This window comes from Streptomyces sp. NPDC057697, assembly GCF_042799335.1.
In the GTDB taxonomy this organism is placed as follows: domain Bacteria; phylum Actinomycetota; class Actinomycetes; order Streptomycetales; family Streptomycetaceae; genus Streptomyces.
The window spans coordinates 209,784-234,165 of the sequence record NZ_JBHVJA010000004.1 but is presented as its reverse complement, the minus strand read 5'-3'; the positions used below and the strand labels follow the sequence as shown (position 1 = coordinate 234,165).

The following is a 24,382-nucleotide window of genomic DNA, read 5'->3' as shown; positions in this document are numbered from 1 at the left end:
GGTCATCCGTTCGCCTGCCCCGTCGCACGCGGCCGTCACCCCCATCTTCACGAGCCCCGGACGAGTTCGCCTGCTGGGAACGGCGGACGGACGACGCCACCCGGTCAGCGGGTCAGCAGGGTGAGTGCGGTGCAGGTGCCGCCGATCGCGCCGACAAGCACCACGCCGGTGGCCACGCAGCGTGCCTTGAGCACGCGGTAGCGCGCCTCGTACTCGCCGCGCAGCGCGGCGGCGCGGGCGGTGACCCGGCAGAGCATCGCCCGTGATGCGGCGAGACGGTCGGCGGTGTAGACGCGTGCCACGTCCTCGCGCTGCGCCGTGGTGAGCCAGGGCAGCTCGTCGGTGAAGCGGACGGCCCGGCGGCGGGCCTCCTCGACCTCGGCGCTCCACACCAGGTAGCCCTGCAGCCGCACCAGACCGCGGGCGCTGTCCTCCTCGTCCGGGGCCGCTCGCTCCTCCGTCCGCCGGGCCGCCCTGCTCACGCCGGCCCGTCCCCGGGGGCGCCGGGCATCTCGGTGACCGGACGGCGGGCGGCTTCGTCGAGTGCGCGGACCGAGGGATGGTGCAGATCGAACGCCGGGGATTCGGAACGGATCCGCGGCAGGGTGAGGAAGTTGTGCCGGGGCGGCGGGCAGGAGGTCGCCCACTCCAGCGAGCGGCCGTAGCCCCACGGGTCGTCGACCCCGACGTTCTCGCCGTACTTGGCGGTCTTCCACACGTTGTAGAAGAACGGCAGCATCGACAGACCGAGCAGGAACGAGGAGATCGTCGAGATCGTGTTCAGCGCGGTGAAGCCGTCCGCGGCGAGGTAGTCCGCGTAACGACGCGGCATGCCCTCGGCACCCAGCCAGTGCTGCACCAGGAACGTGCCGTGGAAGCCCACGAACAGCGTCCAGAACGTGATCTTGCCGAGCCGCTCGTCCAGCATCTTCCCGGTGAACTTCGGCCACCAGAAGTGGAATCCGGCGAACATCGCGAACACCACGGTGCCGAAGACGACGTAGTGGAAGTGCGCGACGACGAAGTACGAGTCCGAGACGTGGAAGTCCATCGGGGGCGACGCCAGGATCACACCGGTCAGACCGCCGAAGAGGAACGTGACCAGGAACCCGATCGACCAGAGCATCGGTGTTTCGAGGGACAACGAGCCCTTCCACATCGTGCCGATCCAGTTGAAGAACTTCACCCCGGTCGGTACCGCGATCAGGAACGTCATGAACGAGAAGAACGGCAGCAGCACACCACCGGTCACGAACATGTGGTGGGCCCACACCGTGACCGACAGCCCGGCGATGGCGATGGTGGCGCCGATCAGCCCGATGTAGCCGAAGACCGGCTTGCGGCTGAAGACCGGGAAGACCTCGGTGACGATCCCGAAGAACGGCAGCGCGATGATGTAGACCTCCGGATGGCCGAAGAACCAGAAGAGGTGCTGCCAGAGCAGCGCGCCGCCGTTGGCCGGGTCGAAGACATGGGCGCCGAACTTGCGGTCCGCCTCCAGCACCAGGAGGGCGGCGGCGAGGACGGGGAAGGCCAGCAGGACCAGTACCGCGGTCAGCAGGACGTTCCAGACGAAGATCGGCATGCGGAACATCGTCATGCCGGGGGCGCGCAGGCAGATGATCGTGGTGATGAAGTTGACCGAGCCGAGGATCGTGCCGAAGCCGGAGAAGGCCAGCCCCATGATCCACATGTCACTGCCGATGTTCGGCGAGCGGACCGCGTCGGTCAGCGGGGAGTAGGCGAACCAGCCGAAGTCCGCCGCACCGTTCGGCGTGGCGAAACCGGCCACCACGACCAGTGAGCCGAAGAGGTAGAGCCAGTAGGCGAACATGTTCAGCCTCGGGAACGCCACGTCGGGCGCGCCGATCTGCAGCGGCATGATCCAGTTCGTGAAACCGGCGAACAGCGGCGTCGCGAACATCAGCAGCATGATCGTGCCGTGGATCGTGAACGCCTGGTTGAACTGCTCCGGCGAGACGATCTGGAGCCCCGGCCGCGCCAGCTCGGCGCGCATGACCAGGGCCAGCACACCGCCGATGACGAAGAAGGCGAACGAGGTGACGAGGTAGAGCGTGCCGATCGTCTTGTGGTCGGTGGTGGTCAGCCACTTGATGACGACGTTTCCCGGTTCCTTGGCGTGGACCGGAACCTCGTTCGCGTACGACTCCTCTTCCTCGGCTGCCCCTGCTGTGCCCGTCGTCGTCACTGGGCCGCTCCTTCGATCGTCGTTCGCGGGTGGACCGGGCACCCGGCAGGGCACCGTGTCCACCGGGACGGCCGGCCGACCGGTCCCACGCGCGTCACGCCGGATTCCAGGTGCAGCAAATCAGCCACGCGGCCGCCATGCGCGGCCCACCGCCCGCCGCCGCGTGACTTTCACCCGTCAGGGTGTCCGTCCGCGGGCGCCGTGGCGGGGTCGTGGGGGGGGGCGGGCCCCGTACGCGTACCGGCGGCGCGACGGGGCGCCGTGCCGGTCGGGCGCGCGGGGCGCGGGGCCACCGTGCCGTCAACCGACGGCTGACGCACGGCGTTTCATGTCGGCGGTTCGGCGCGGGGCGACCGGTGGCGGGCCGAACTCCTTCGCTGCACGGTGCTGTTGGCGGGCGCCCGTGGCGCGGACCGCAGTGTGCCGGGGCGCGGATTCCGGCCCGGGGCATGGAACCGCCCCGGCCGGGCAGGGTGCCGACCGGGGCGGGAGTGCGGGGCGCCTGGACGCGCCCCCGTTCGCGGGTCCTTCGTCAGCCGATGGCGGCGATGGCCTGGACGAACGTGGCCGACGGGCGCATGACGGCCGCGGCCTTTGCCGGGTCGGGCTGGTAGTAGCCGCCGATGTCGGCCGGCGAGCCCTGTACCGCGATCAGCTCGTCGACGATGGTCTGCTCCTGCTCGCCCAGCGTCTTCGCGAGCCCGGCGAACGCCTGCGCGAGCTGTGCGTCGTCGGTCTGCTGCGCCAGCTCCTGGGCCCAGTAGAGGGCCAGGTAGAAGTGGCTGCCGCGGTTGTCGATCCCACCCAGCTTGCGGCTCGGCGACTTGTCCTCGTTGAGGAAGGTGCCGGTGGCGCGGTCGAGGGTGTCGGCGAGGACCTGGGCGCGCGCGTTGCCCGTGGTCGTCGCCAGGTGCTCGAAGCTGGCCGCGAGCGCGAAGAACTCGCCGAGGCTGTCCCAGCGCAGGTAGTTCTCCTTGACGAGCTGCTGGACGTGCTTGGGCGCGGAGCCGCCCGCGCCCGTCTCGAAGAGACCGCCGCCGTTCATGAGCGGGACGACCGAGAGCATCTTCGCGCTCGTGCCCAGCTCCAGGATCGGGAACAGGTCGGTCAGGTAGTCACGCAGCACGTTGCCGGTGACCGAGATGGTGTCCTCGCCCCGGCGGATGCGCTCCAGCGAGAACGCGGTCGCCTTCTCCGGCGACATGATCTCGATCTGCAGACCCTCGGTGTCGTGGTCGGCGAGGTACGTCCTGACCTTGGCGATCAGCTGCGCGTCGTGGGCGCGGTCCTCGTCGAGCCAGAACACGGCCGGGACGCCGGTGGCGCGGGCGCGGGTGACGGCGAGCTTGACCCAGTCCTGGATCGGCAGGTCCTTGGCCTGGCACATGCGGAAGATGTCACCGGCACCGACGGCCTGCTCCAGCACGACGTCGCCCTTGCCGTCGACGACCCGCACCGTACCGGTGGTGGGGATCTCGAAGGTCTTGTCGTGGCTGCCGTACTCCTCGGCCTTCTGCGCCATCAGGCCGACGTTCGGCACCGAGCCCATGGTCGACGGGTCGAAGGCGCCATTGGCGCGGCAGTCGTCGATGACGACCTGGTAGACGCCCGCGTAGCTGCTGTCCGGGAGGACCGCGAGGGTGTCGGCCTCCTGGCCGTCCGGGCCCCACATGTGACCGGAGGTGCGGATCATGGCCGGCATGGAGGCGTCGACGATGACATCGCTCGGGACGTGCAGGTTGGTGATGCCCTTGTCGGAGTCGACCATGGCCAGGGCGGGACCCTCGGCCAGCTCGGCCTCGAAGGACGCCTTGATCTCGGCGCCCACGTGCGGCACCGAGTCCAGGCCCTGGAGGATGGCGCCGAGGCCGTCGTTCGGGGAGAGACCGGCCGCGACGAGCACCTCGCCGTACTTGGCGAAGGTGTTCGGGAAGAAGGCGCGGACCACGTGGCCGAAGATGATCGGGTCGGAGACCTTCATCATGGTGGCCTTGAGGTGGACGGAGAACAGCACGTCCTCGGCCTTGGCGCGGGCGACCTGAGCGGTGAAGAACTCACGCAGGGCCGCGACGCGCATGACCGCCGCGTCGACGACCTCGCCCGCGAGCACCGGAACCGACTCGCGCAGCACGGTGGTGCTGCCGTCGTCGCCCGCGAGCTCGATGCGCAGCGAACCGGCCTCGGTGATGGTCGTGGACTTCTCGGTGGAGCGGAAGTCGTCGACGCCCATGGTGGCGACGTTCGTCTTCGAGTCGGCGGACCACTTGCCCATGCGGTGCGGGTGGGCCTTGGCGTAGTTCTTGACCGAGGCGGGGGCTCGGCGGTCCGAGTTGCCCTCGCGCAGCACGGGGTTCACGGCGCTGCCCTTGACCTTGTCGTAGCGCGCGCGGACGTCCTTGTCCTCGTCGGTCTGCGGGTCGTCCGGGTAGTCCGGAAGCGCGTAGCCCTGTGCCTGGAGCTCGGCGATGGCCGCCTTCAGCTGCGGGATCGAGGCCGAGATGTTCGGAAGCTTGATGATGTTGGCCTCGGGGCGCTTGGCCAGCTCACCGAGCTCGGCGAGCGCGTCGTCGATGCGCTGGCCCTCCTGGAGACGCTCGGGGAAGCCGGCGATGATGCGTCCGGCCAGCGAGATGTCACGGCTCTCGACATTGACCCCGGCCGTCGAGGCGTACGCCTGGACGACGGGCAAGAACGAATACGTCGCCAGGGCCGGGGCCTCGTCGGTGTGTGTATAGATGATGGTCGAGTCAGTCACCCTGTGCTCCGCTCCACGTCTGCAACATTGCTTGACATCAAGATATCTCGTGATCGCCCCGGCCTCGACAGGGCCCTGCTTACGCCGACGGCGAAGCGTGACCGCCCGGTCGCGCGGCGCGCACCCGGCCCGGAGCGCGGCCCCTGCGGGCGGCTCCCCCGGCGCGCGGCCCGGCGGGCAACGGGCCGGTGGCATACGGTGGTTGCCCCACCGCCCATCAGAAGGAGTGCGCTCATGCCGGTCTCGCTGGGTCTCGGTCTCCCGCAGATGAAGCAGTACGACATCGGCCGCGATGTGGCCGCCGTGGCACGCGCCGCGGAGGAGACCGGTTACGAGAGTCTGTGGGTCTTCGAGCGGGTCCTCTTCCCCGAGCCCGCCACCCAGGGGCTGTACGGCGTTCCGGGGCTGCCCTGGCCCGATCAGTACCGCAGCGTCGCCGACCCGCTGATCACCCTGGCGCTGGCCGCCGGGGCGACGGGCCGGGCCCGCCTCGGCACCAGCGTCCTGGTCGCGCCGCTGCACGTGCCGTTCCAGCTGGCGCGTTCGCTCGCCTCGCTCGATGCCGCGAGCGGCGGACGTGTGGTGGCGGGCCTCGGCACCGGCTGGTCGCTGGACGAGTACGCCGCCGCCTCGGTCGCCCCGTTCGAGAAGCGCGGCGCGGTCCTGGACGAGCTGCTCGACGTGTGCGCGGCCGTCTGGGGCCCGGACCCGGTCTCGTACGAGGGCGAGCTGACCACCATCGCACCGTCCGTGGTCGGTCCGAAGCCGGTCCGGCCCATCCCGGTCTATCTGCCGGCGAACAGCCCCCGGGCCACCCGCCGCGTGGTCGACCGGGCGGACGGCTGGATGCCCGTGGCCATGGGCGCCGACCAGCTGGCCGAGCAGTGGAAGCGGGTACGGGACCTGGCCGCGGAGCGCGGCCGGGAACGTCCGGTCGGCGTCTGTGCCCGCGCCAACGCCAGGTACAGCGCCGAACCGGTCGACGGCGCGGACCGCGCGCCTTTCCACGGCAGTGTGGCGCAGATCGTCGAGGACCTGGTGGCGCACGCCGAAACGGGCGTCCCGGAGATCCTGCTGGACCTCCAGGGCACGACCCGCGACGCCGCGGAGCTGATCGACGTGGCGGCCGAGGTGTACGCGGAGGCACGGGCGGCAGGCGTCTGACCGCACGGCGGCGCCCGGTACGGAAGGGGACGGCCGGGGCTTCGTCGGCGGCCCTGCGCGGTACCCGCCCCGGCGGTCCCGTACGGGAGGGGACGGCCGGGGCGGGTCAGCGGGCGGCGCCCCGGCGGTCCCGTACCGGAGAGGCCGGCCGGGGCGGTCGGCCCCGGCGGGCCCCGGCGCGACGGCGGCGGCGTCCCGGCTCGGGGCGTTTACCGTCGAGCTGGATCCAGACGCGTATCTCGGTGCCGCCGAGCACGGAGTGACCGATGCGGACATCGCCGCCGGTGGCCTCGGCCATCCGGCGCACGATGTCCAGGCCGAGCCCGGTCGAACCGGCGCGGCCGCCGCTGTTGCCCCGGGCGAGCGCCGCGCCCGGATCGGGGATGCCCGGTCCCGCGTCCGAGACGAGCACGATCACCACGTCCCCGCCGTCGTGCACGTCCACGGAGAAGGCGGTGCCCTCCGGTGTGTGCCGGAAGACGTTGCCCAGCAGCGCGTCGAGCGCGGCCACGAGATCGGCGCGGGCGACCGGGACGCGTACGGGACGCTCGACGCCCGCGACGCCTGCCGCACGCCCCTCGTCCTCCGCGAGCGCGGACCAGAAGGCCATCCGCTCGCGGATCACCTCGGCCGCGTCGCATCCGGCCACGGGAACCCCCGGTGCGGTCCGGGGTCCGGACTCGCGTGCGGTGCGGATGATCGTGTCGACCTCGCGTTCCAGCTGCTCGACGGCGGCCCGGGTCTGGTCCGCGGCGGGTCCGCGGCCGAGCGAGGCGGCGTTGAGCCGCAGCACCGTCAGCGGGGTGCGCAGCCGGTGCGAGAGGTCCGCGGCGAGCTCCCGTTCGTTGGCGAGCAGGTGCACCACCTGGTCCGCCATGGAGTTGAAGGCGACGGCGGCCTGCCTGAGCTCGGTCGGCCCGTCCTCCGGGACCCGCACGCCGAGCCTGCCCTCGCCCAGTTGGAGCGCGGCGCCCGCGAGCCGCTCGGCGGGCCGGGTCAGTCGCACGCCGAGCCGGTCCGCGACCGCGACCGAGCCGATGACCAGGGCGACGCCGACACCGGCGAGCACGATCCAGGCGGTGGTCACGCCGTGGTTGACATCGGCGTCGGACACGAACACCTCGACGACCGATATCTCACCGGAGTCCAGGGCGATGGGCGCCAGCAGCGCCGAGCCGCCGGGGACCTCCGAGATGCCCGAGCGGCCCAGCGCCCGGACGGCCTCGACCTCGTCGTGCACGGCACGGCCATGGCCGATCTCCAGCTCGGACCGGTCGTCGACGGCCGGGATGTGCAACGTCAGCCGTCCCGTCGCACCGGCGTCGGTGGACAGCAGGGCGCGGCTCAGCTGCTCCCGGTCGGTGGTGATGGAGAGCGTGGGGCCGATGGCGGCGGCCTGCCGTTCGGCGTTCGAGAACGCGCGGTCCGCGGCCAGTTCCTTGACGACCAGGCCGAGCGGGACCGCGAAGGCGACCACCACCATCACGGTGACCGCGACACAGACCTTGACGAGCGCCCATCTCACCGCGGGGTCTCCCGCGTACGGCGCGGCCCGGCGGCGGGCTCACCCGGCTTCCGCCGCCACGACAGGGGTACGTCGTCGGTCCGGTCGTCCTCGACGACGAGCGCGCTGGGCATGGCAAAACCGTACGCTATTCAACGAATCGCTCCCCCAGTGGTATACCGGGAGCACCCATGGTGCACTATGGTCCGCGATGCGACGAGGACTGATTCACGGCATAGCTTGGGCGCTCTCCACGGGGGCCGCCGTCACGCTGTCCTGGTGGGGTGTCCACACGGTGCTTTCGGGGACCGTGTACGACCCGCCCCGAGCCCTTCCGATCGCGGACGCGGCCCGCGCCGCGGCCGAGGAGGCGAAGCCTCGGCCCTCCCTGACCCACCGTCCCACGAAGTCCCCGGAGCCCGGCAGGTCGGCACCCCGCGGCACCGAGGACGACGACGCCCGCGAGGTGCCCGTGACCGTGCGGCCGTCGGCCGGTGCCTCGCAGGGCACCGGCCCGACCCGGGGTACCGCCCCGGAAGCCGGGGCGTCGAGCGGGGACGCCCAGGTGAAGGGCTACACCGTCGACGGGGGCCGGGTCGTCTTCGGCATCAAGCGCGCCTCGGCGGACCTGGTCTCGGCGACACCCGAGTCGGGCTGGCAGATGCAGGTGTGGAAGACCGCGCAGTGGATCCGGGTGACCTTCACCCAGGGCGACCGCGAGATCTCCGTCTTCTGCACCTGGTACCAACACCCCCCGCTCGTCGAGATCGAGGGGCAGTAGCCGCACGCCGCCGCCTTCCGGCCCGGCACCGGGAGCCGGGCGACCGGCAGTTCGGCCGCCGGGCCGCTTCCGCGCGTCCGGTGGGGCCCCGGGGACGGGCTCTTCTGCCACGGCCCGGCATCCGTTCGGCCGCCTCCGACACAACATGACACCCGATCAGTAGAGTCGGCGGCGACTCGGCGGATCCGGCCCGCTCCGGGGTGTGCCCCGCTCGGTGCCGGACGTTCCCACTTCGCTAGGAGATACCGTTGAAGATGCTGATCAACGTTCCCGAAACCGTCGTCGCGGACGCACTGCGCGGTATGGCCGCCGCCCACCCCGAGCTCACCGTGGACGTCGAGAACCGCGTCGTCGTCCGCCGCGACGCACCGGTCGCCGGGAAGGTGGCGCTGGTCTCCGGCGGCGGCTCCGGGCACGAGCCGCTGCACGCGGGGTTCGTCGGACCCGGGATGCTCTCCGCCGCCTGCCCCGGCGAGGTGTTCACATCGCCCGTGCCGGATCAGATGGTGCGGGCCGCGGCCGCGGTGGACAGCGGCGCGGGGGTGCTGTTCGTCGTCAAGAACTACACCGGTGACGTGCTGAACTTCGAGATGGCCGCGGAGCTCGCCGAGGAGGAGGGCATCCAGGTCTCCCAGGTCCTGGTCGACGACGACGTGGCGGTGACGGACAGCCTCTTCACGGCCGGGCGCCGGGGCACGGGCGCCACCCTCTTCGTCGAGAAGATCGCCGGGGCGGCGGCCGACGAGGGCGCGCCGCTGGAGCGGGTGACGGCCGTCGCCCGGCAGGTCGACGAGGCGTCGCGGAGCTTCGGTGTGGCGCTCGGCGCCGTCACCACACCGGCCAAGGGCTCCCCCACGTTCGACCTGCCGCCCGGTGAGCTGGAGCTGGGCATCGGCATCCACGGCGAGCCGGGGCGCGAGCGGCGGCCCATGATGACCTCGCGCGAGATCGCGGACTTCGCGGTGGACGCCGTCCTCGACGACCTGCGCCCGACCGGACCGGTGATCGTGCTGGTCAACGGCATGGGCGCGACGCCGCTGCTGGAGCTGTACGGGTTCAATGCCGAGGTCCAGCGGGTGCTGTCCGAGCGGGGCGTCGTGGCAGCTCGTACGCTCGTGGGGAACTATGTGACCTCGCTCGACATGGCGGGCTGTTCGGTGACGCTCTGCCAGGTGGACGAGGAGCTGCTGCGGCTCTGGGACGCGCCGGTGGAGACGCCTGCGTTGCGCTGGGGCCGTTGATCCCGCCGGTACCGCACCCGTCACGCTGGAGCGACAAGGAGTTCATGTGCTCGACGCCGAATTCTTCCACCGTTGGATGACCGCGTCCGCGGCTCTGGTGAGCCGTGAGGCGGACCACCTCACCGACCTCGACTCCGCGATCGGGGACGCCGATCACGGCAGCAACATGAAGCGCGGTTTCGCGGCGGTGACCGCGGCCCTGGACAAGGAGCCGCCGACGACTCCGGCGGCCGTACTGACGCTCGCCGGGAGGCAGTTGATCTCGACGGTCGGCGGCGCCTCCGGCCCGCTGTACGGGACGCTGCTGCGGCGCACGGGCAAGGCCCTGGGCGACGCCCCCGATGTGACCCCTCAGCAGCTGGCGGAGGCGTTCGGGGCCGGGGTCGCGGCTGTGGCACAGCTCGGTGGGGCGCAGGCCGGGGACAAGACGATGCTCGACGCGCTGCTGCCGGCCGCCGAGGCGCTCGGCACCTCGTTCGGGGCGGCCCGGGAGGCGGCCGAGGAGGGAGCGCGGGCGACGGTGCCCATGCAGGCCCGCAAGGGCAGGGCGAGCTATCTGGGTGAGCGCAGCATCGGGCACCAGGATCCCGGGGCGACGTCCTCGGCCCTGCTGGTCGCCGCACTCGCCGATACCGTGGCGGCGGACGGGAGCGCCGCATGAGCGAGGGCAACCAGGTGGGGATCGTGCTGGTCTCGCACAGCGGCCCGGTGGCCGCGTCCGTCGCCGAGCTGGCCAGGGGCCTCGCCGCGGGCGGTGCCACCGCCCCGGTGGCCGCCGCGGGCGGGACCGCGGCGGGCGGCCTCGGCACGAGTGCGGAGCTGATCGCCGAGGCCGCCCGGTCGGTGGACTCGGGCGCGGGCGTCGCGCTGCTGGTCGACCTGGGCAGCGCGGTGCTGACGGTCAAGTCGATGCTGGCCGAGGGCGACGAGCTGCCGGACGGCTCCCGGCTGGTGGACGCGCCGTTCGTGGAGGGTGCCGTGGCCGCCGTGGTCACGGCGTCGGCGGGCGGCGACATCGCGGCGGTGGAGGCCGCGGCGTCGGAGGCGTACGGCTACCGCAAGCTGTAGGCGGCGGGCCGCCCCGCACCGGGTGATGGGTGCGGGGCGGCCCGGGGCGCGCGGGCTCGTGGCCCGTCAGGCCGCCGGTGCGGCTCCGGCGGCCGCGATCCTGACCCGCGCCGTCCGTGTGGTGCCGTTGACCGTCACGGCGAGGGTGACCGTGCCCGGCCGCAGCGCGGTGAGGGTGCCGGTGACCGGGTCGAAGAGCGCCGTGTGGCGGTGGCGGACGCCGCTCCGGTCGCCGATGCGGACGTTCGGTGAACCGGTCCAGTCCGCGGCCAGCGGGAAGCCGACCGGTACCTCGCGGGTCCCCTGGCGGACCGTCGCGGTGATCTTCGTACGGCCTCCGGTGCCGAGCACCTCGGGCGCGTCGACCCGCAGCGCGTCCACATGCGCGCGGGTCTGGACGGAGACCCAGTCGGGCCCGCCCTGCCAGGGCCGCTGCCTCGCGGCGGCCTGTGCTCCCTGGCCGACGCGGTCGGCGCCCACCAGCGACCAGCCGGTGAATCCGCCGTCGTCCGCGGGGCCGGCGGGCGCCTTGCCGGAGTTGCCGTTGACCAGATAGGGCACCCCGTCGACGTGCGAGGCGTGGAAGACCCCGACGTGGCCGCCGATGAAGGCCGCGCCCTTGCCCGTCGTCCGGCGGAAGTCGGCCAGCCACTGCTCGACCAGGGCCGCCTCCTTGCGGTCCCCGAGCTGACTGCCCTTCTGCACCGTCGGGTCGCGCGGCGGCACGTGCTCGATCAGCATCAGCGAATCGACGGTCCGGTCCCTGGCCGCCGCGTCCAGCTGGGCGCGGAACTCCTTGATCTGGGCGAAGCCGCCGCCGCGCAGGCTGAGGCTGGAGGTGTCGAGTGTGACGAAGCGGGTGCCCTTGTGGTCGAACGTCCGCTGGGCGGGCCCGAATTCGGTGACGAAGTCGCCGATGCTGCCGCCCATCACCTCGTGGTTGCCCGGTACGTAGTACCAGGGCAGAGAGTCGCCGAGTTCCTCGGTGAGGACGCGGCGGGCGAAGGCCAGGTCCGCGGGCGACCCCTCGTCGACGAGGTCCCCGTCGACGACCAGGAAGTCCGGGCCCGCCGCCTTGATCTCGCGCAGGGTGCGCCGTGCCTGGGCGACGATCTCGCTGTCCGGGTCGCGGGCGACGAACTGGGCGTCGGACATCACCGCGAACCGCCAGTCCCGGCGCCCGGTCACGGCCGCCGGGTCGATCAGCGGGTCGGCGGGCGCGGCCTGTTCGGGGAGCTCGACGGCGGGCGGCACCTGGGCGGTGAGGTCGTCGATCACGATCTCACCGGTGTACTGCTGGGCCGCGCCGGTCTCCGCGAGGTAGAAGCGTGAGACGGAGAGCGGCATGGCGGCTCCCGGAGGCACGTCGAAGGTGACCTGCCGCCAGCCGTTCCAGGTGACGTACGGTCCGCGCAGCAGCTGGTCGGAGCCGGCCGCGTCCTTGAGGTGCAGGGTCGGCCAGGCGCCCCTGCCGTCGCCCTTGATCCACAGCTTGAACGACTGGGGCTGGCCGGGCACGGGGACCGGCCGGGGCGGGGCGGCGTAGGCGGCGCGGGTCGCGGTGGACCGGGTGAAGTCGTAGCCGAGCCGCAGTCCGGTGCCGGTGTGGCCGTCGGGCGTGGCCTCCAGCGATCCGGCCGCCCGTGCCTGGCTGAACGTCCAGGACCCGGCGTCGTCGAAGGAGGAGACGGCCTGTTCGGTGAGGCCGACGCCGACGCCGAGGACGGTGCTGGTGGAGCCGACGGTCGCCGTGATCCGTCCGGCTCCGGAACCGGTGCGCGAGGTGACGGTGAAGGAGCCCCGGCCGTCGTCGCGGACGTCGAAAAGCGCGCGGTCGTAGTCGAGCTTCACGTCGCGCGGCTCGACGGGGGCGCTGGTGCCGTGGGCGTCGAGCCCGACGATGCCGAAGGTGCCGGTGGCCGCGGCGTCGGCGAGGCCCACCCGCCGGGTGGTGGACTCGATCCGGGCCAGCTCGTCGAGCACGTTCAGGGTCGTGCTGCCGCGCGCCGGTCCGTGCTCGGCCCGTACGTCGGTGGTGCCGCTGCGGCGCGCGGTGAAGAGCCCGGTGCCGTCGACGGTGCCGACGGAGCCGTGTGCGGTGTGCCAGCGGGGGGTGCCGCGCGCCGGGCCGTACGTCTCGTCGTACCCGGTCGCGGTGAGGCGCCGGGTGAGGCCGGGGAAGACCCGGTCGGGGTGGCCGCCCTTGACGGGGTCGACGCCGGGGGCGGAGCCGGCGGGGGTACGGGGCTGGACCCAGTAGCCCTTCAGCCGTCCGCTGCCGGCAGGCGCGGTGAGGGCGAGACCGTTGGGAACGGTGCGTTCGCTGCCGTCGGAGGGGCTGTTCTCCACGCGGAGCGCGTCGCTGCCCGGCGTGCGGGCGACGAGGGTCGACGATCCGCCGCCGTCCAGGTTGAGCGCGCTGTACGAACCGGCGCGCCGCATCATCAGGGCGAGTTCGGTGAGGGTGACGCCGCCGCTGTCGGCCTGCCGCCCGTCGACCGTGAGTATCTGCATGGTCCGGCCGTCCTTGGAGAACCCGACGGCGGTGCGGGGCGCGGCGGTGTTGTTGCCCTCGCCGTCGTGGTTCTGCGCGACCCCGTCGACGACGAGGAGTTCCCGGCCGCCGACCGCGGTGCGCGGCACGGCCCCGTCGTCGGTGCGTGCCCGGTAGGTCAGGGACACCGGGTCGCCGGGCTTCAGCGCGTCGAGCGCGGTGGCCCCGGCCTCGCGCCCGACCAGGACGGTGGTGTCGTCGGGGACGGCGCCCGATCCGGGGGTGCGCGAGACGGAGACGACCTTGCCGTCGCGTACCACCGCCTCGGCGACCGGGGCCGCGTCGTCGACGGTCAGGGCGCGGTCGGCGGTTCCCCAGGCGGAGGTGTACGCGCCGACCCCGCCGGTCGGCACATTGGCGGCGTTGTAGGCGTCGAGGGGGCGCTGCCCGCCCGGCAGGGTGAGCTTCCCCTCGAAGTAGAGGTTCAGGATGCGGCCGGCGCTGTCGGGGCCGATGCCGACGGCCCGGTCGACCCCGGGGGCGGGCGACTGGACGGTGACCCCGTCCTTGATGCCGATCCCCTCGGGCGCGCCGGTCTGGTTGATGTCGAAGAAGTCGGCGTTGATCGCGGCGACGGTCCGGCGGCCGCGGCCCGCGTCGTGCGCGGCGGCGAGTTCGGAGACGGTGTGCCGCTCGGAGACCTTGCCGGAGGAGAGGTAGTCGGCGCGTACGCCGCTGCCCGCGAGGTCGACGGAGAGGCTGTCGACGCGCAGCCACTTGTCGGACTCCAGCCGGTCGTACGAGCTGAGGCGGACCCCGGGGGCGACCGGGCGTTCCGCACGCGCGGTCTCGATCCCGTCGCCGTCCACGACCGACCTGGGTGCCGCGACCGCCGCATTGCTCGCGGGCGGCGGCGCGACCGGGCCGAGGACCTCGGCGAAGGTGCGGGGACGTGGGTCGGGGGTCGGGTCCGCGAGTGCGGGAGAGATCATGCCGACGGTCATGGCGGCCACCGTCGTGAGCAGCGCGAGCGGGCGCGCGGCCGTGCCGTTCCGTCGCACCGCCCTCCCTCGCGGCCGAGTCGTCCTGCCGACTGTGCCAAGGCCCACAAGTCCTCCTGGAATCCCGATGGTTGCGCGGCCCGGTACGGGCAACGGGCGCTGTCGGCGGACAGCATGGCCGCGCGCACGAGCGCGCACCAGGGGGCGTCGGGAACCTCGCGGCGAACAGGACGCGTCGGCTCGATGACGGCAGTGATCACCGGCAGGGGGGTGTCGTGCGCGGCATCGCGCCCCGGCCGGGGCGCAGACTTGACGGCATGTCATCCCGGAAACGCACCAGGCGCAGCGCGGGCCTTCTCCTGTTCCGTCGGCCCGAGGGGGCGGGTGCCGGTGCGACGGCGGCCGACGGGGACGCCGGTTTCGAGGTGCTGATCGGGCACATGGGCGGCCCGTTCTGGGCGGGCCGGAGGAGCGCGGCATGGTCGATCCCCAAAGGGGAGTACGGCCCCGACGAGGAGCCCGCGGCCGCCGCGCGCCGGGAGTTCGCGGAGGAGTTCGGTCGTCCGGCGCCGGAGGGCGCGTGGGTGCCGCTGGGCGAGACGCGTCAGTCCGGCGGCAAGACCGTGACGGTGTGGGCGCTGGAGGCGGACCTCGATCCCGCCACGGCGGTCCCGGGGACGTTCACCATGGAGTGGCCCAGGGGGTCGGGCGTGCTGCGGGAGTTCCCGGAGGTCGACGAGTTCGCCTGGTGCACCTCGCGGGAGGCGGCGGAGCGGCTCGTCACGGGCCAGCGGGTCTTCCTCGACCGGCTGAGAGAGCACCTGGTGACGCCCGGCCGGGACGGGCCCTGAGCGGGTCGTTCACCGACCGGCCGAACGGACCGGGCCGCGATGGCCGGGGCCGGAAGGGCCCGGGGCGGCCGGAGCATCCCGTGAGGTCAGTGGTGCGGGGCCTCGCCCTGGGCCGCCTCGATGCTGCTGTGCAGATCGCTCGTCGCGTCGAGCGCGGCGGCTCCGGAGACGGCCAGACAGACCAGCAGCGCCGCGGCCGCGGCGCGCCCGACGCGCGGCCGGGCGGTGTTCCGGCCGAGCAGCGCGGCGACTCGGCGCGGTACGGGACCGGCCGCGGCGGCGAGCGCCGCCCGGGGGCGGGTCCGCCGGGCGCCTTCGGCGGCGCGTGCGGCGAGGGCGGCCCGGCCGATGGCCCGCGCGGCGACCCGCCGGTCGCCGACCGCGGTGGCGGCCGCCTCGTCGGCGCAGCGTTCCAGGGCGTAGCCCATCGGGCCGCGCAGGGAGCGCAGGGCCGGATGGCAGAGCGCCGCGGCTTCGGCGGCGGCGAGGTAGAGGTGGTGGCGGCCTTCGAGATGGGCGCGTTCGTGTGCCAGCAGGGCGGCGCGCTCCGCGGGGCCGAGGGCGCGCAGCATGCCCGTGGTGACGACGATCCTCCCGGGAGTACCGGGACGGCCCGGCAGCGCGTAGGCGTCGGGGCGGCTGTCGGGCAGGACGGCCAGCTCGCCGTGGGCGTACCCGTCGAACCGCCCGGCCGGGCGCAGCTCCGCCCAGTGGCGCCGGGCGGCGCGTGCCACCGCGGCGGCGCAGCCCATGAGGAGCGCGAGGGCGGCGGCCGCCAGGGGGACGGCGACGGCCGGGGTGGCCTCGGAGAGCGGCCGGACGAGTTCGCCGAGGGCCGAGACCGCCGGGAAACGGGTCGCGCCGGGCACCACGAGCAGGGCCAGGGCGAGAACGCTGCACAAGGCGAGGCCGATGCCCGTCGCGGCGAGCAGCCGTACGGCGCGGACCGGCGGGAGCGCGTCCGCCAGCCGACGGGCGGCGGGTACCGCGAGGAACGGGATCAGCAGCGGAACCCATACGGCGTAGATCATGGGGCCTCCCCGTCCAGCAGGTCCCGGAGCAGTCGCTCGTCCTCCTCGGTGAGCTGCGAGACGAACCGGGCCAGTGCGGTGCCGCGGTCCTCCTGCTTCCGCAGTTCGCTGTGCATGCGGCGGGCGGTCAGGCCGGGCTCGTCCTCGGTGGGCGTGTAGGCGAATCCGCGACCGGCCCGGGTGCGGGCGACCGTGCCCTTCTCGTACAGGCGCGACAGGATCGTCGTGACGGTGGTGCGGGCGAGTTCCGTACCGAGGGCGCCTTGGACCTGCCCGGGGGTGAGGGGCGTTCCGGCCGCCCACAGCGCCGCCAGGATGGTGGACTCCAGCTCTCCGGCGGGCCGGCGTTCCGGAGCGGCGGCGGGCCGTGACCGGGGCCGGGGGGCGGTGTCCGGCACCGGTTCTCCGTGCGGTCCGGGGCCGGGTTCCCCGCTCGGTATCCCCTTCGCCTGGGACATGGGAACTCTCCTCCCCGTTCGGTCGTCTACAGTGATGTAGACCGTCTACATCACTGTAGTCAGTCCGGGCGCGCCGCGGGGCCGCCCGCTCACCATTATGGGAGACCCTCCACCGTGTCCGTATTCCCACTGGCGTCCGCGCCGCAGGCGGTGAACCTGCTGGACGCGGGGTCGCTGCTCGCCGCGTTCGGCGCTCTCGGCATCGCCGTCGTGCTCTTCGCCGAGACGGGACTGCTCGTCGGCTTCTTCCTCCCCGGCGACTCCCTGCTCTTCACCGCGGGCCTCCTCTGCGTGTCCGGCACCCACGGTCCGGTGCGGCTGTCGTTGCCGCAGGTGCTGATCGCAGCCGTGGCCGGCGCGCTGCTCGGCGCCCAGGCCGGGTACTGGATCGGCAGGCGGGGCGGCCGGGCCCTGCTCGCCCGCGGCCGCGCCGGACGGCTCCGCGAGGGCGCCGCCCGCGCCGAGGAGCTCCTCGCGAGATACGGGCACGCGCGGGCGATCGTGCTGGCCCGTTTCGTGCCCGTCGTGCGCACGGTGCTCAACCCGCTGGCCGGGGCGCTCGGCGTCCCGGCCCCGCTGTTCACGCTCTGGCAGGCCGTGGGCGGAGTGGTCTGGACCGTCGGGCTGGTCCTCGCGGGGTACGGCCTGGGCTCCTCGGTGCCGAACGTCGACCGCTATCTGCTGCCGATCGTGGCCCTCGTGGTCGTGGCCTCCCTCGTCCCGATCACCGCCGAACTGCTCCGTTCCCGGGGCAGGCGCACCCCCGAAGGGGAGAACAGCTGATGCCGCTCGCCTCCACCGCCGCCTCGACCGACGGCGGTCTGTACACCTGGGTCACGGAGCTGGCCCAGCGCTCCCCCGCCGCGCTGGACTCCGTCGTCCGCCTCTGGTCCGCCTACGGGCTCGCCCTGTTCGCCGTGCTGATGCTCGCGTCCTGGTGGCGCGCCCGCTCCGCCGCCGACCCCGCCCGCACCGCCATGGCGCTCTGCGCCCCGCTCGTCGTGGTGGCCGGCTATCTCGCCAACGACCTGGTGAAGTCGCTCTTCCACGAGCAGCGGCCGTGCCAGACCCTCCATGTCGTGACGGTGGAGGCGTGCCCGGCGCTCGGCGACTGGTCCTTCCCCAGCAATCACGCGGCCGTCGCGGCGGCCGCGGCGACGGCGGTCTGGCTGACCGACCGGCGGCTCGGCGCCGTCGCGGTGCCCGCCGCCTTGCTGATGGCCGCGTCCCGGGTGTGGATCGGTGTGCACTACCCGCACGATGTACTGGCCGGGCTGGTGACCGGCGCACTCGTCGCCTGGCTGCTGACGATCGCGGCACGGCGGTGCGCCCCGGCGGTGACCCGGCTGCGCGGCACACCGCTGCGGCCCCTGGTCGCCGCACGGTGAGCCCGGACGGCCGGGGCGCGGCTGGGCGGGGCCCTACCGGGCGGCGGCGCCCGGCAGGCGGATGACGGCACGGCCGCCGTCCAGGTCGACGGTGGAGCGGTGCGGCGGGGCGCCGTCCTCCTCGTCGTCGCGCATCAGCAGGGCGCTCCGGCGCTCCTTCAGCTCGCTCTGCTTCCCCGGCGAGAAGCTCGCGTGCAGCTGCTCGAACCCCGTCGCCGACACCTGCCCCCGTCGCGCGCCGTTGCGCCAGGGGAGCAGACCGGCCCGCCCCGCCCGCAGCATCAGCTGATCGAGGAAGGCGACGGCGGTCAGCCCGATCACCAGTCCGGGCAGGGTCATCAGCGCGACGAATTCCATCCGCACAGCCTGACCGGGGACGGCGTGGTGCGCATCGGCCGCGAGGATGACCGAGCGGGCCGTCGCAGCGTGCGACGGCCCGCGGCGGCGGGGGCGGGAGGGAGCCGGTCAGCCGTGGGGAAGGATGACGGCGCGCCCGTTGATCCTTCCGTGGTGCAGCCGCTCGTACGCCAGCGGCGCCTCGTCCAGGGTGTACGTCTCCACATGGACCTCGACCGAGCCGGCGCGGGCGAGGTCGAGCACCTCGGCGAGCTCGGCACGCGATCCCCAGTACGGGGAGCTCACCGTGGTGTTGTACGGCAGGGAGCCGAAGCCGACCGGCAGCGCCCCGCCCCCGAGGCCGACGATGGTCACGTCGGAGTCGATGGCGGCGGCCGCCCCGGCGGTGGCGACGGTGGGCGGCGCCCCGACGAAGTCGAGGACCACCTGCGCCCCGGTCCCGCCGGTGAGTTCCCGGATCCTCGCCGCGGCGTCCTGGTCGGACAGGACAGTCTCATGGGCGCCGACGGCGCGGGCGAGGGCGAGCTTGTCCTCGCTGACGTCCAGGGCGATGACCCGCACGGCCGTCATGGCCCGCAGCAGCTGGATCGCGACATGACCCAGGCCGCCGGTGCCGATGACCACGGCGGTGGCGCCCGGCACCAGCTTGTTCAGCGACCGCTTGATCGCGTGGTACGGGGTCAGGCCCGCGTCGGTGAGCGGCACGGCCTGGACCGGGTCGAGACCGCCGAGCGGCACCAGGTGGCGAGGATCGTCCACGATCATGTACTCGGCCATGGCACCGGGCGAGCCGAGTCCGGGCGGAGTGATGCCGAGCTCCTTGGCACGCAGGCAGTAGTTCTCCTTGCCCTCGGCGCACTTGACGCACGTACCGCAGCCCCAGGGGCCGTAGACCGCGACGGGATCGCCGACCGAGAGCCCGCGCACCCCGTCGCCGAGAGCGGCGACCGTGCCCACACCCTCGTGGCCGAGGGTGAGCGGCAGCGGGAACGGGATCTGCTCGGCGGGCCAACTCATCACGGCGATGTCGGAGTGACAGACGCCCGCGGCGGTGACCTTGAGCAGCACCTGGCCGGGGCCGGGCTCCGGGTCGGGCACGGTGACGACCTCGGGGGCCGCACCCACGGTGCGGTACTGGACGGCCTTCATGGAATTCTCCTCATGTTCGCTGCTTCCTGGACTGCTCCCCCGCTTCCCCCCTCCGCCGCTCAGGAGGCGGAGTAGCCGCCGTCCACCAGGTGGTAGCTGCCGTGGATGAAGGAGGCGCGGTCGGAGAGCAGGAACGCCGCGAGTTCGGCGACCTCCTCCGCCCTGCCGAGCCGTCCGGCGGGGTGCAGCGAGACCAGGTGGTCGCGGGCCGCGCTGTCGGTGCTGCGCAGCAGCGGTGTGTCGATGAAGCCGGGGCCGACCGCGTTGACCCGGACGTTGCGGGTCGCGTATTCGAGGGCCGCGGTCTTGGTGAGGCCCACGACCCCGTGCTTGGCGGCCACGTAGGCGGGCGATCCGGCGAAGCCGTTGGTGCCGAGGATCGACGACATGTTGACGATGGCGCCGCCGCCCGCCGCGACGATGGCCGGGAGCTCGTAGCGCATCGAGTAAAAGACACCGCTGAGGTTGGTGGCGACGACCCGGTCCCAGTCCTCGACCGCGTACTCGCCCGTGGGGTTGCTGGGGCCGCTGATGCCCGCGTTGTTGACGGCGAGGTGCAGGGCTCCGAAGGTGTCGACGGCGAACCGTACGCCCGCCTCGACGGAGGCGGGGTCGGTGACGTCCATGGCCACGGCGGCGGCCTTGGCGCCGGCGTTCTCCAGTTCGGCCGCCGCCTTGCGGGCCCCGGCCTCGTCGTAGTCGGCGACGACGAGGGAGGCGCCGCTCGCGGCCAGCCGGTGGGCCAGGGCCAGTCCGATGCCGGAGGCTCCGCCGGTGACGAGGGCGGTCCGGCCGGCGAACTCCTGGTCGGCGGGGGTGGTGGTGCTCATGAGTCTGTGCTTCCTTCCGTGGTGCTGTGCGGCGCCCGCCCGGCGGGAGGCTGCGCGAGCAGTTCCCCGGCGAGGGCGTCGAAGGCCTGCCCGATGAGTCGGGGCAGGTCGTCCGGTTGCCCGGCCCGTGCCCAGGCGGCCTGGGCCGCGAGGAGTGCCCCGGCGCCCGCGGCGACCGTGACGGCGGGACGGATGTCCCGTCGCGGGTCGACCCCGAGCCGGTCCGCGACGATGGCGACCGAGTCCTCCTGGGCGTCCACCCGGATGTGGTGGAACGCCGCGTAGAGGGTCGGCTCCTGTTCGGCGAGGACCAGCAGGTCGAAGATCCGCTCGCGCCGGTGCCAGGCCTGCGCGCCGGGATGTTCGAGCCAGTCCTCGACGGCCCTGCGGTAGGCGGTGAGCGGGGGCTCGTCGGCGGGGCGGGCCCGCAGGGCGTCGTTGATCCGGTCGCCGTCGCCCCGGAGCGAGTCCAGGACGGCGGCTTCCTTGCTCGTGAAGTACCGGCTGAAGGTGCGCCGGTCGACGTCCGCGCGTTCCGCGATCTCCTCGACCGTCACCTGCTTCAGACCCCGGTCGAGCACCAGCTCGAACGCGGCCTGCGCCAGTGTGTCCCGGGTCCTGCGGGCCTTGCGGCTCCGCCGCTCCGGGGTCTTCCGTTCCGGATTCATATGTGCACCGTACACCTAGAAATGTCCCGCCGCGACACAAGTCGCGACGGGACATTCGATCGTGGAGCGGCGGCCTCCGCGGCGCCCGGGGTCTGTCTCCGAACTGCCGCCGTCCGGCCGGAGGCCGGGCCGTACGGTGTCCAATGCGCGCGGTGTCCGGTGCGCGCGGTGTCCGGTGCACGCGGTCGCAAGGCGGAGGAGCATTCCCGTACCGGGTGCACAAGGCCGGTTCCGACCACGCGGCGAGCGTGCGTGCCGTAGACCGCACGGCAGGCGGCGGCAGTGCGACGACAGGTCCTAGCGGCCGCTGAAGACCTCGGCGGCCCTGCGGGCGCCATGGCCGCCGTCGGAGGACCGGCCGGGTCCGCCGACCGCCGCCCGGTGCAGGGCGAGCGCGGCGACGTCGTCCCGTCGTACGCCTCCGGAGAAGGAGCCGAGGTCGGCGTCGAGCGCCTCCAGCACCTCGTACGGCGCCCGCTCCGCCCAGCGGCCCAGCCGGGCGTCCAGCGGATAGAAGGCGCCGGAGGCGTCGCGCGCCTCGGTGACACCGTCGGTGCAGAGCAGCAGGGTGGCGCCGGGCGGGAAGTCCAGCCATTCCGCGGCCCTCGGCTCGCGGCTCAGCTCCGCCAGGCCCAGCGGGACGGAGGTGCGGCGCAGCGGTACGGCGACGGCCACGCCGTCGTGCAGCAGCCGGGGCGGCAGATGTCCGCAGTTGACGGCCTCGACCCGGTCACCGCCGTCGAAGCCGAGCACCAGGGCGGTGACGAAGCGTTCGGTCTCGCCGGTCTGGGCGGAGAACACGTTGTGCCGGGCGACCGCGTCCTCCAGGGCGTCGGCCACACCGGTCAGGGCGGGTTCCCGGATGGCCGCCTCGCGGAACGCCCCGAGCACGGCGAAGCCCGCCCCGATCGCGGCGAGGCCCTTGCCCTGGACATCCCCGATGATCACCCGGGTCCCGTAGGGCGACTGGACGACCTCGTAGATGTCGCCGCCGACCAGCCGGTCCTCCTCGATCGGCGTGTAGATGCCGTGGGCGAGGACCTGGTCGGTCAGGATCGGCAGCGGGCGCAGGATCTGACGCTGGAGCGCGACGGCGGCCGAGCGCAGCCTGGCGATCTCCGTGGCGTGGCGGATCCGCAGCGCACAGGCCCCGATCCCCAGGCAGCAGACCAGCACGGTGAAGGCGGCCCCGGTGACGACGTCCCCGAGCGTGCCGTCGGTCGCCAGATGCGATCCGACGACAATGATCATGATCAGGACGGAGACGCCCACGGTCTGCCGGATCGTGCCGAAGACGGAGACGAGTGCGGGCACGACCACCAGCAGGGGCACCAGGCGCAGGTCCTCGCCGGTCCAGAGGTCCAGCAGGACGACCACGACCATCAGCAGGGCGAGCCCGCCGAACAGCACGCGGTTGCCGACCCGTGGCGCGTGAACGGCCGCCTCCCCCGCTTCCGCCCCCGGGAGCCCCGCTCCACGTGCGGCAAGCTGGGTCCGAAGCCCGTTCGTCACGGCCGGCACCTCCCGGGATCTGCCGGCCCGGTGCCGACGTTCCCTTCCAGTCCACCCGGTGCCGAGGGGGCGGCACACGAGTCCTACGGCCCCTCGGGCCGCGCCGAAGGTCCCGACGCGCGGCACGGCGCGACCTTCGGCCCCCGGTGTCCGGGCCGAAGGTCCCGTACGCGGATCAGCGCACGGCCGCCGCGCGGGCGTCGCGGTCGCCGCCGGGCGACGGCAGCCACGCCGGCACCAGCGCCGAGAGGAAGGACGTCCGGCGGCGGAGCTCGAAGCCCATGGTCTCGTAGAGCCGCAGGGCGTTGGTGTTGTCGCCGGCGGCGTGCAGGAACGGCGTTTCGCCGCGCTCCCTGATCTCGTGGGCGACGGCGCGCACGAGCCCGGTGCCGATCCCCTGTCCGCGCACCGACTCGTCGGTGCAGACGGCGCTGATCTCGCTCCAGCCCGGCGGACGCAGCCGTTCACCGGCCATGGCGACCAGCACCCCGTCACGCCGTACGCCGAGGTAGGTGCCGAGCTCGACGGTGCGCGGCAGGAACGGTCCCGGCCGGGTGCGCTCGACCAGGGCGAGCATCTCGGGCACATCGGCCGGTCCCAGCCGTACGGCCTCGGGGAAGGGTTCCGCGGCGACCCCGGCGTCGACGAGCTGGACGCCTTCGGCGTGGAAGACCCTCTCCCAGTCGTCCGGCGGCGGCTCGCGGAAGGCGGTGACGGTGACGGCGCCGCCGGGTCCGGCGAGCGCCGCCGCGTCGTCCCAGTCCCGGGCCTCCGGGGCGTCCGGCATCGCGACCCAGGGGGCGACGTCCGCCGGGTAGCGCAGGACACGGCCGCGGCGCTCGGCGAAATGGGCGTGCGGGCCGGTCAGCGCGGAGCGGACGGGGCTGTCCAGCGGGTGCGCGCCGTCGGTGGCGTGGGACGTGGTCACGCGCCCACCTCGATCACGATCTTGCCGAGCGTGTGTCCGTCCTCCACCGCGCGCAGCGCGTCCGCCGCCGCGTCGAGCGGGAAGGTCCGGGTCACATGGGTCCGCAGGGCGCCGGTCACGGCGAGGTTCGCCACCTCGTCGAGGACGGCGGCGGTGCGGGCCCGTACGACGGCCGCCCCGCCCAGCTCCTCGGCCAGCGGCTTGCCCCCGGCGCTGATCAGCGCGGCCGGGTCCGCGAGCAGGGTGGCCGCCGCCCTCAGGGTGTCGCCCCCGACCAGGTCGAAGACCGCGTCCACGCCGTCGGGGGCCGCCGCCCGCACCCGGTCGGCGAGTCCGGGGCCGGATGCGACGTGCACCGCGCCGAGCGACTCGACGAACTCCTTCTTGGCCGTGCTCGCCACGCCGATGACATGGACGCCGCCGTGCCGGGCGAGCTGGACCGCCGCGGAACCCACGCCGCCCCCGGCGCCGGTGACCAGCAGGGTCGAGCCGGGAGCGAGGCCCAGCTGGCGGATGCCGTCGTACGCGGTGGCGGCCGCGACCGGCAGCGCCGCGGCGTCGGTGAACGACAGCCCGGCCGGTTTGTGCGCGGTCACCGCGACGGGCAGCAGGGTGTACTCGGCGTAGCCGCCGCTCACCGGGTTGCCGAAGACCTCGTCCCCGATCGCGAAGCCTTCGACGTCCGGGCCGACGGCCCGGACGACCCCGGCGGCCTCGCTGCCGAAGACGGTGGGAAAGGACTGCGGCGCGCTGCCGGGCCTGAGGTATCCCTCGCGCAGCTTCCAGTCGACCGGGTTGACCCCGGCCGCCCGGACCGCGACGAGCAGTTCCCCGGGGCCCGGTACCGGCGCGTCCCGGTCGATGAGGGCCTCCACCTCCGGTCCGCCGTTGCGGGTGAACACGTATGCCTTGGACATGGGCTTCCTCTCCTGTTTCACGGGACGGGCGGCCGGGCCGCCCCGGTCCCCACAGCAGCAGGAAGTCCCTCGTCCG

22 protein-coding genes are annotated in these 24,382 nt (G+C 73.6%); 8 read left to right on the top strand and 14 right to left on the bottom strand.

The window, feature by feature from the left end:
• Positions 1-104: 104 nt before the first annotated feature.
• The 3 genes from ACFVFH_RS14225 to ACFVFH_RS14215 all read right to left on the bottom strand — a co-directional run bounded on the left by ACFVFH_RS14225 (position 105) and on the right by ACFVFH_RS14215 (position 4,964).
• Positions 105-482: a hypothetical protein gene (locus ACFVFH_RS14225; RefSeq protein ID WP_383767303.1), complete on the bottom strand. Its 378-nt coding sequence runs from the start codon at positions 480-482 to the stop codon at positions 105-107.
• Positions 479-2,209 (bottom strand): cytochrome c oxidase subunit I, encoded by a 1,731-nt coding sequence (gene ctaD, locus ACFVFH_RS14220; RefSeq protein ID WP_383767300.1) that lies wholly within the window; start codon positions 2,207-2,209, stop codon positions 479-481. Before ctaD ends, ACFVFH_RS14225 begins: the two co-directional genes overlap by 4 nt.
• 532 nt (positions 2,210-2,741) lie before the next feature.
• The gene (locus ACFVFH_RS14215) at positions 2,742-4,964 is read right to left on the bottom strand and encodes an NADP-dependent isocitrate dehydrogenase (protein WP_383767297.1); all 2,223 of its coding nucleotides are present in this window, start codon (positions 4,962-4,964) and stop codon (positions 2,742-2,744) included.
• 234 nt (positions 4,965-5,198) lie between these two features.
• Between ACFVFH_RS14215 and ACFVFH_RS14210 the strand changes: the two genes are divergently transcribed.
• Positions 5,199-6,128, top strand: coding sequence for an LLM class F420-dependent oxidoreductase (locus tag ACFVFH_RS14210; protein WP_383767295.1), 930 nt, complete (start codon positions 5,199-5,201; stop codon positions 6,126-6,128).
• Positions 6,129-6,234: 106 nt separating this feature from the next.
• Here the strand turns inward: ACFVFH_RS14210 and ACFVFH_RS14205 are convergent, their stop codons facing one another.
• Positions 6,235-7,653, bottom strand: coding sequence for a sensor histidine kinase (locus ACFVFH_RS14205; protein ID WP_383767292.1), 1,419 nt, complete (start codon positions 7,651-7,653; stop codon positions 6,235-6,237).
• Positions 7,654-7,843: 190 nt separating this feature from the next.
• Here ACFVFH_RS14205 and ACFVFH_RS14200 point away from each other — a divergent pair, with 190 nt between their 5' ends.
• The 4 genes from ACFVFH_RS14200 (at position 7,844) to ACFVFH_RS14185 (ending at position 10,722) form a co-directional block, all read left to right on the top strand.
• Positions 7,844-8,413, top strand: a complete 570-nt coding sequence (locus ACFVFH_RS14200; RefSeq protein ID WP_383767289.1) for a hypothetical protein — start codon at positions 7,844-7,846, stop codon at positions 8,411-8,413.
• A gap of 248 nt (positions 8,414-8,661) precedes the next feature.
• Positions 8,662-9,654 (top strand): dihydroxyacetone kinase subunit DhaK, encoded by a 993-nt coding sequence (dhaK, locus tag ACFVFH_RS14195; protein ID WP_383767287.1) that lies wholly within the window; start codon positions 8,662-8,664, stop codon positions 9,652-9,654.
• Between the two features lie 46 nt (positions 9,655-9,700).
• Positions 9,701-10,315, top strand: a complete 615-nt coding sequence (dhaL, locus tag ACFVFH_RS14190) for a dihydroxyacetone kinase subunit DhaL (RefSeq protein WP_383767284.1) — start codon at positions 9,701-9,703, stop codon at positions 10,313-10,315.
• Positions 10,312-10,722, top strand: coding sequence for a PTS-dependent dihydroxyacetone kinase phosphotransferase subunit DhaM (locus ACFVFH_RS14185; RefSeq protein WP_383767282.1), 411 nt, complete (start codon positions 10,312-10,314; stop codon positions 10,720-10,722). The genes dhaL and ACFVFH_RS14185 overlap by 4 nt, the downstream gene beginning before the upstream one ends.
• 66 nt (positions 10,723-10,788) lie before the next feature.
• Here ACFVFH_RS14185 and ACFVFH_RS14180 read toward each other — a convergent pair whose 3' ends face one another.
• Positions 10,789-14,220, bottom strand: coding sequence for a phosphodiester glycosidase family protein (locus tag ACFVFH_RS14180; RefSeq protein ID WP_383768023.1), 3,432 nt, complete (start codon positions 14,218-14,220; stop codon positions 10,789-10,791).
• A 314-nt stretch (positions 14,221-14,534) separates the two neighbouring features.
• Between ACFVFH_RS14180 and ACFVFH_RS14175 the strand changes: the two genes are divergently transcribed.
• Entirely contained in the window at positions 14,535-15,068 is a 534-nt protein-coding gene (locus ACFVFH_RS14175) for an NUDIX domain-containing protein (RefSeq protein ID WP_383767279.1), read from the top strand.
• A gap of 86 nt (positions 15,069-15,154) precedes the next feature.
• On the opposite strand, the gene ACFVFH_RS14170 is transcribed toward ACFVFH_RS14175, so the two are convergent.
• Positions 15,155-16,099, bottom strand: a complete 945-nt coding sequence (locus ACFVFH_RS14170; protein ID WP_383767277.1) for a M48 family metalloprotease — start codon at positions 16,097-16,099, stop codon at positions 15,155-15,157.
• Positions 16,096-16,557: a BlaI/MecI/CopY family transcriptional regulator gene (locus ACFVFH_RS14165; protein WP_383767274.1), complete on the bottom strand. Its 462-nt coding sequence runs from the start codon at positions 16,555-16,557 to the stop codon at positions 16,096-16,098. Before ACFVFH_RS14165 ends, ACFVFH_RS14170 begins: the two co-directional genes overlap by 4 nt.
• Positions 16,558-16,671: 114 nt before the next feature.
• On the opposite strand from ACFVFH_RS14165, the gene ACFVFH_RS14160 reads away from it, so the two are divergent.
• Both ACFVFH_RS14160 and ACFVFH_RS14155 read left to right on the top strand, forming a co-directional pair.
• A complete protein-coding gene (locus tag ACFVFH_RS14160; RefSeq protein ID WP_383767271.1) occupies positions 16,672-17,340 on the top strand; it encodes a DedA family protein in 669 nt (222 codons plus the stop codon).
• Positions 17,340-17,945: a phosphatase PAP2 family protein gene (locus ACFVFH_RS14155; RefSeq protein WP_383767268.1), complete on the top strand. Its 606-nt coding sequence runs from the start codon at positions 17,340-17,342 to the stop codon at positions 17,943-17,945. The genes ACFVFH_RS14160 and ACFVFH_RS14155 overlap by 1 nt, the downstream gene beginning before the upstream one ends.
• A gap of 33 nt (positions 17,946-17,978) precedes the next feature.
• Here ACFVFH_RS14155 and ACFVFH_RS14150 read toward each other — a convergent pair whose 3' ends face one another.
• From ACFVFH_RS14150 to ACFVFH_RS14120, 7 genes are all read right to left on the bottom strand, one after another.
• The gene (locus ACFVFH_RS14150) at positions 17,979-18,302 is read right to left on the bottom strand and encodes a DUF6191 domain-containing protein (protein WP_383767265.1); all 324 of its coding nucleotides are present in this window, start codon (positions 18,300-18,302) and stop codon (positions 17,979-17,981) included.
• Positions 18,303-18,410: 108 nt separating this feature from the next.
• On the bottom strand, positions 18,411-19,451 hold the full coding sequence (locus tag ACFVFH_RS14145) for an NAD(P)-dependent alcohol dehydrogenase (RefSeq protein ID WP_383767262.1): 1,041 nt from the start codon (positions 19,449-19,451) through the stop codon (positions 18,411-18,413).
• 59 nt (positions 19,452-19,510) lie between these two features.
• Positions 19,511-20,281, bottom strand: coding sequence for an SDR family NAD(P)-dependent oxidoreductase (locus tag ACFVFH_RS14140; protein WP_383767259.1), 771 nt, complete (start codon positions 20,279-20,281; stop codon positions 19,511-19,513).
• Positions 20,278-20,949 (bottom strand): TetR family transcriptional regulator, encoded by a 672-nt coding sequence (locus ACFVFH_RS14135; RefSeq protein WP_383767256.1) that lies wholly within the window; start codon positions 20,947-20,949, stop codon positions 20,278-20,280. Before ACFVFH_RS14135 ends, ACFVFH_RS14140 begins: the two co-directional genes overlap by 4 nt.
• A gap of 297 nt (positions 20,950-21,246) precedes the next feature.
• Positions 21,247-22,461, bottom strand: coding sequence for a PP2C family protein-serine/threonine phosphatase (locus tag ACFVFH_RS14130; protein ID WP_383767253.1), 1,215 nt, complete (start codon positions 22,459-22,461; stop codon positions 21,247-21,249).
• A 175-nt stretch (positions 22,462-22,636) separates the two neighbouring features.
• Positions 22,637-23,389 (bottom strand): GNAT family N-acetyltransferase, encoded by a 753-nt coding sequence (locus tag ACFVFH_RS14125; RefSeq protein WP_383767250.1) that lies wholly within the window; start codon positions 23,387-23,389, stop codon positions 22,637-22,639.
• Entirely contained in the window at positions 23,386-24,306 is a 921-nt protein-coding gene (locus tag ACFVFH_RS14120) for an NADP-dependent oxidoreductase (RefSeq protein WP_383767247.1), read from the bottom strand. Before ACFVFH_RS14120 ends, ACFVFH_RS14125 begins: the two co-directional genes overlap by 4 nt.
• Positions 24,307-24,382: the final 76 nt, after the last annotated feature.

Coding starts and splice junctions, on each gene's coding strand:
- ACFVFH_RS14200 (WP_383767289.1), top strand. CDS start 7,844: ATGCGACGAGGACTGATTCACGGCATAGCTTGGGCGCTCTCCACGGGG.
- ACFVFH_RS14180 (WP_383768023.1), bottom strand. CDS start 14,220: ATGACCGTCGGCATGATCTCTCCCGCACTCGCGGACCCGACCCCCGAC.
- ACFVFH_RS14135 (WP_383767256.1), bottom strand. CDS start 20,949: ATGAATCCGGAACGGAAGACCCCGGAGCGGCGGAGCCGCAAGGCCCGC.
- ACFVFH_RS14165 (WP_383767274.1), bottom strand. CDS start 16,557: ATGTCCCAGGCGAAGGGGATACCGAGCGGGGAACCCGGCCCCGGACCG.
- ACFVFH_RS14150 (WP_383767265.1), bottom strand. CDS start 18,302: ATGGAATTCGTCGCGCTGATGACCCTGCCCGGACTGGTGATCGGGCTG.
- ACFVFH_RS14155 (WP_383767268.1), top strand. CDS start 17,340: ATGCCGCTCGCCTCCACCGCCGCCTCGACCGACGGCGGTCTGTACACC.
- ACFVFH_RS14145 (WP_383767262.1), bottom strand. CDS start 19,451: ATGAAGGCCGTCCAGTACCGCACCGTGGGTGCGGCCCCCGAGGTCGTC.
- ACFVFH_RS14210 (WP_383767295.1), top strand. CDS start 5,199: ATGCCGGTCTCGCTGGGTCTCGGTCTCCCGCAGATGAAGCAGTACGAC.
- ACFVFH_RS14175 (WP_383767279.1), top strand. CDS start 14,535: ATGTCATCCCGGAAACGCACCAGGCGCAGCGCGGGCCTTCTCCTGTTC.
- ACFVFH_RS14140 (WP_383767259.1), bottom strand. CDS start 20,281: ATGAGCACCACCACCCCCGCCGACCAGGAGTTCGCCGGCCGGACCGCC.
- ACFVFH_RS14170 (WP_383767277.1), bottom strand. CDS start 16,099: ATGATCTACGCCGTATGGGTTCCGCTGCTGATCCCGTTCCTCGCGGTA.
- ACFVFH_RS14120 (WP_383767247.1), bottom strand. CDS start 24,306: ATGTCCAAGGCATACGTGTTCACCCGCAACGGCGGACCGGAGGTGGAG.
- ACFVFH_RS14185 (WP_383767282.1), top strand. CDS start 10,312: ATGAGCGAGGGCAACCAGGTGGGGATCGTGCTGGTCTCGCACAGCGGC.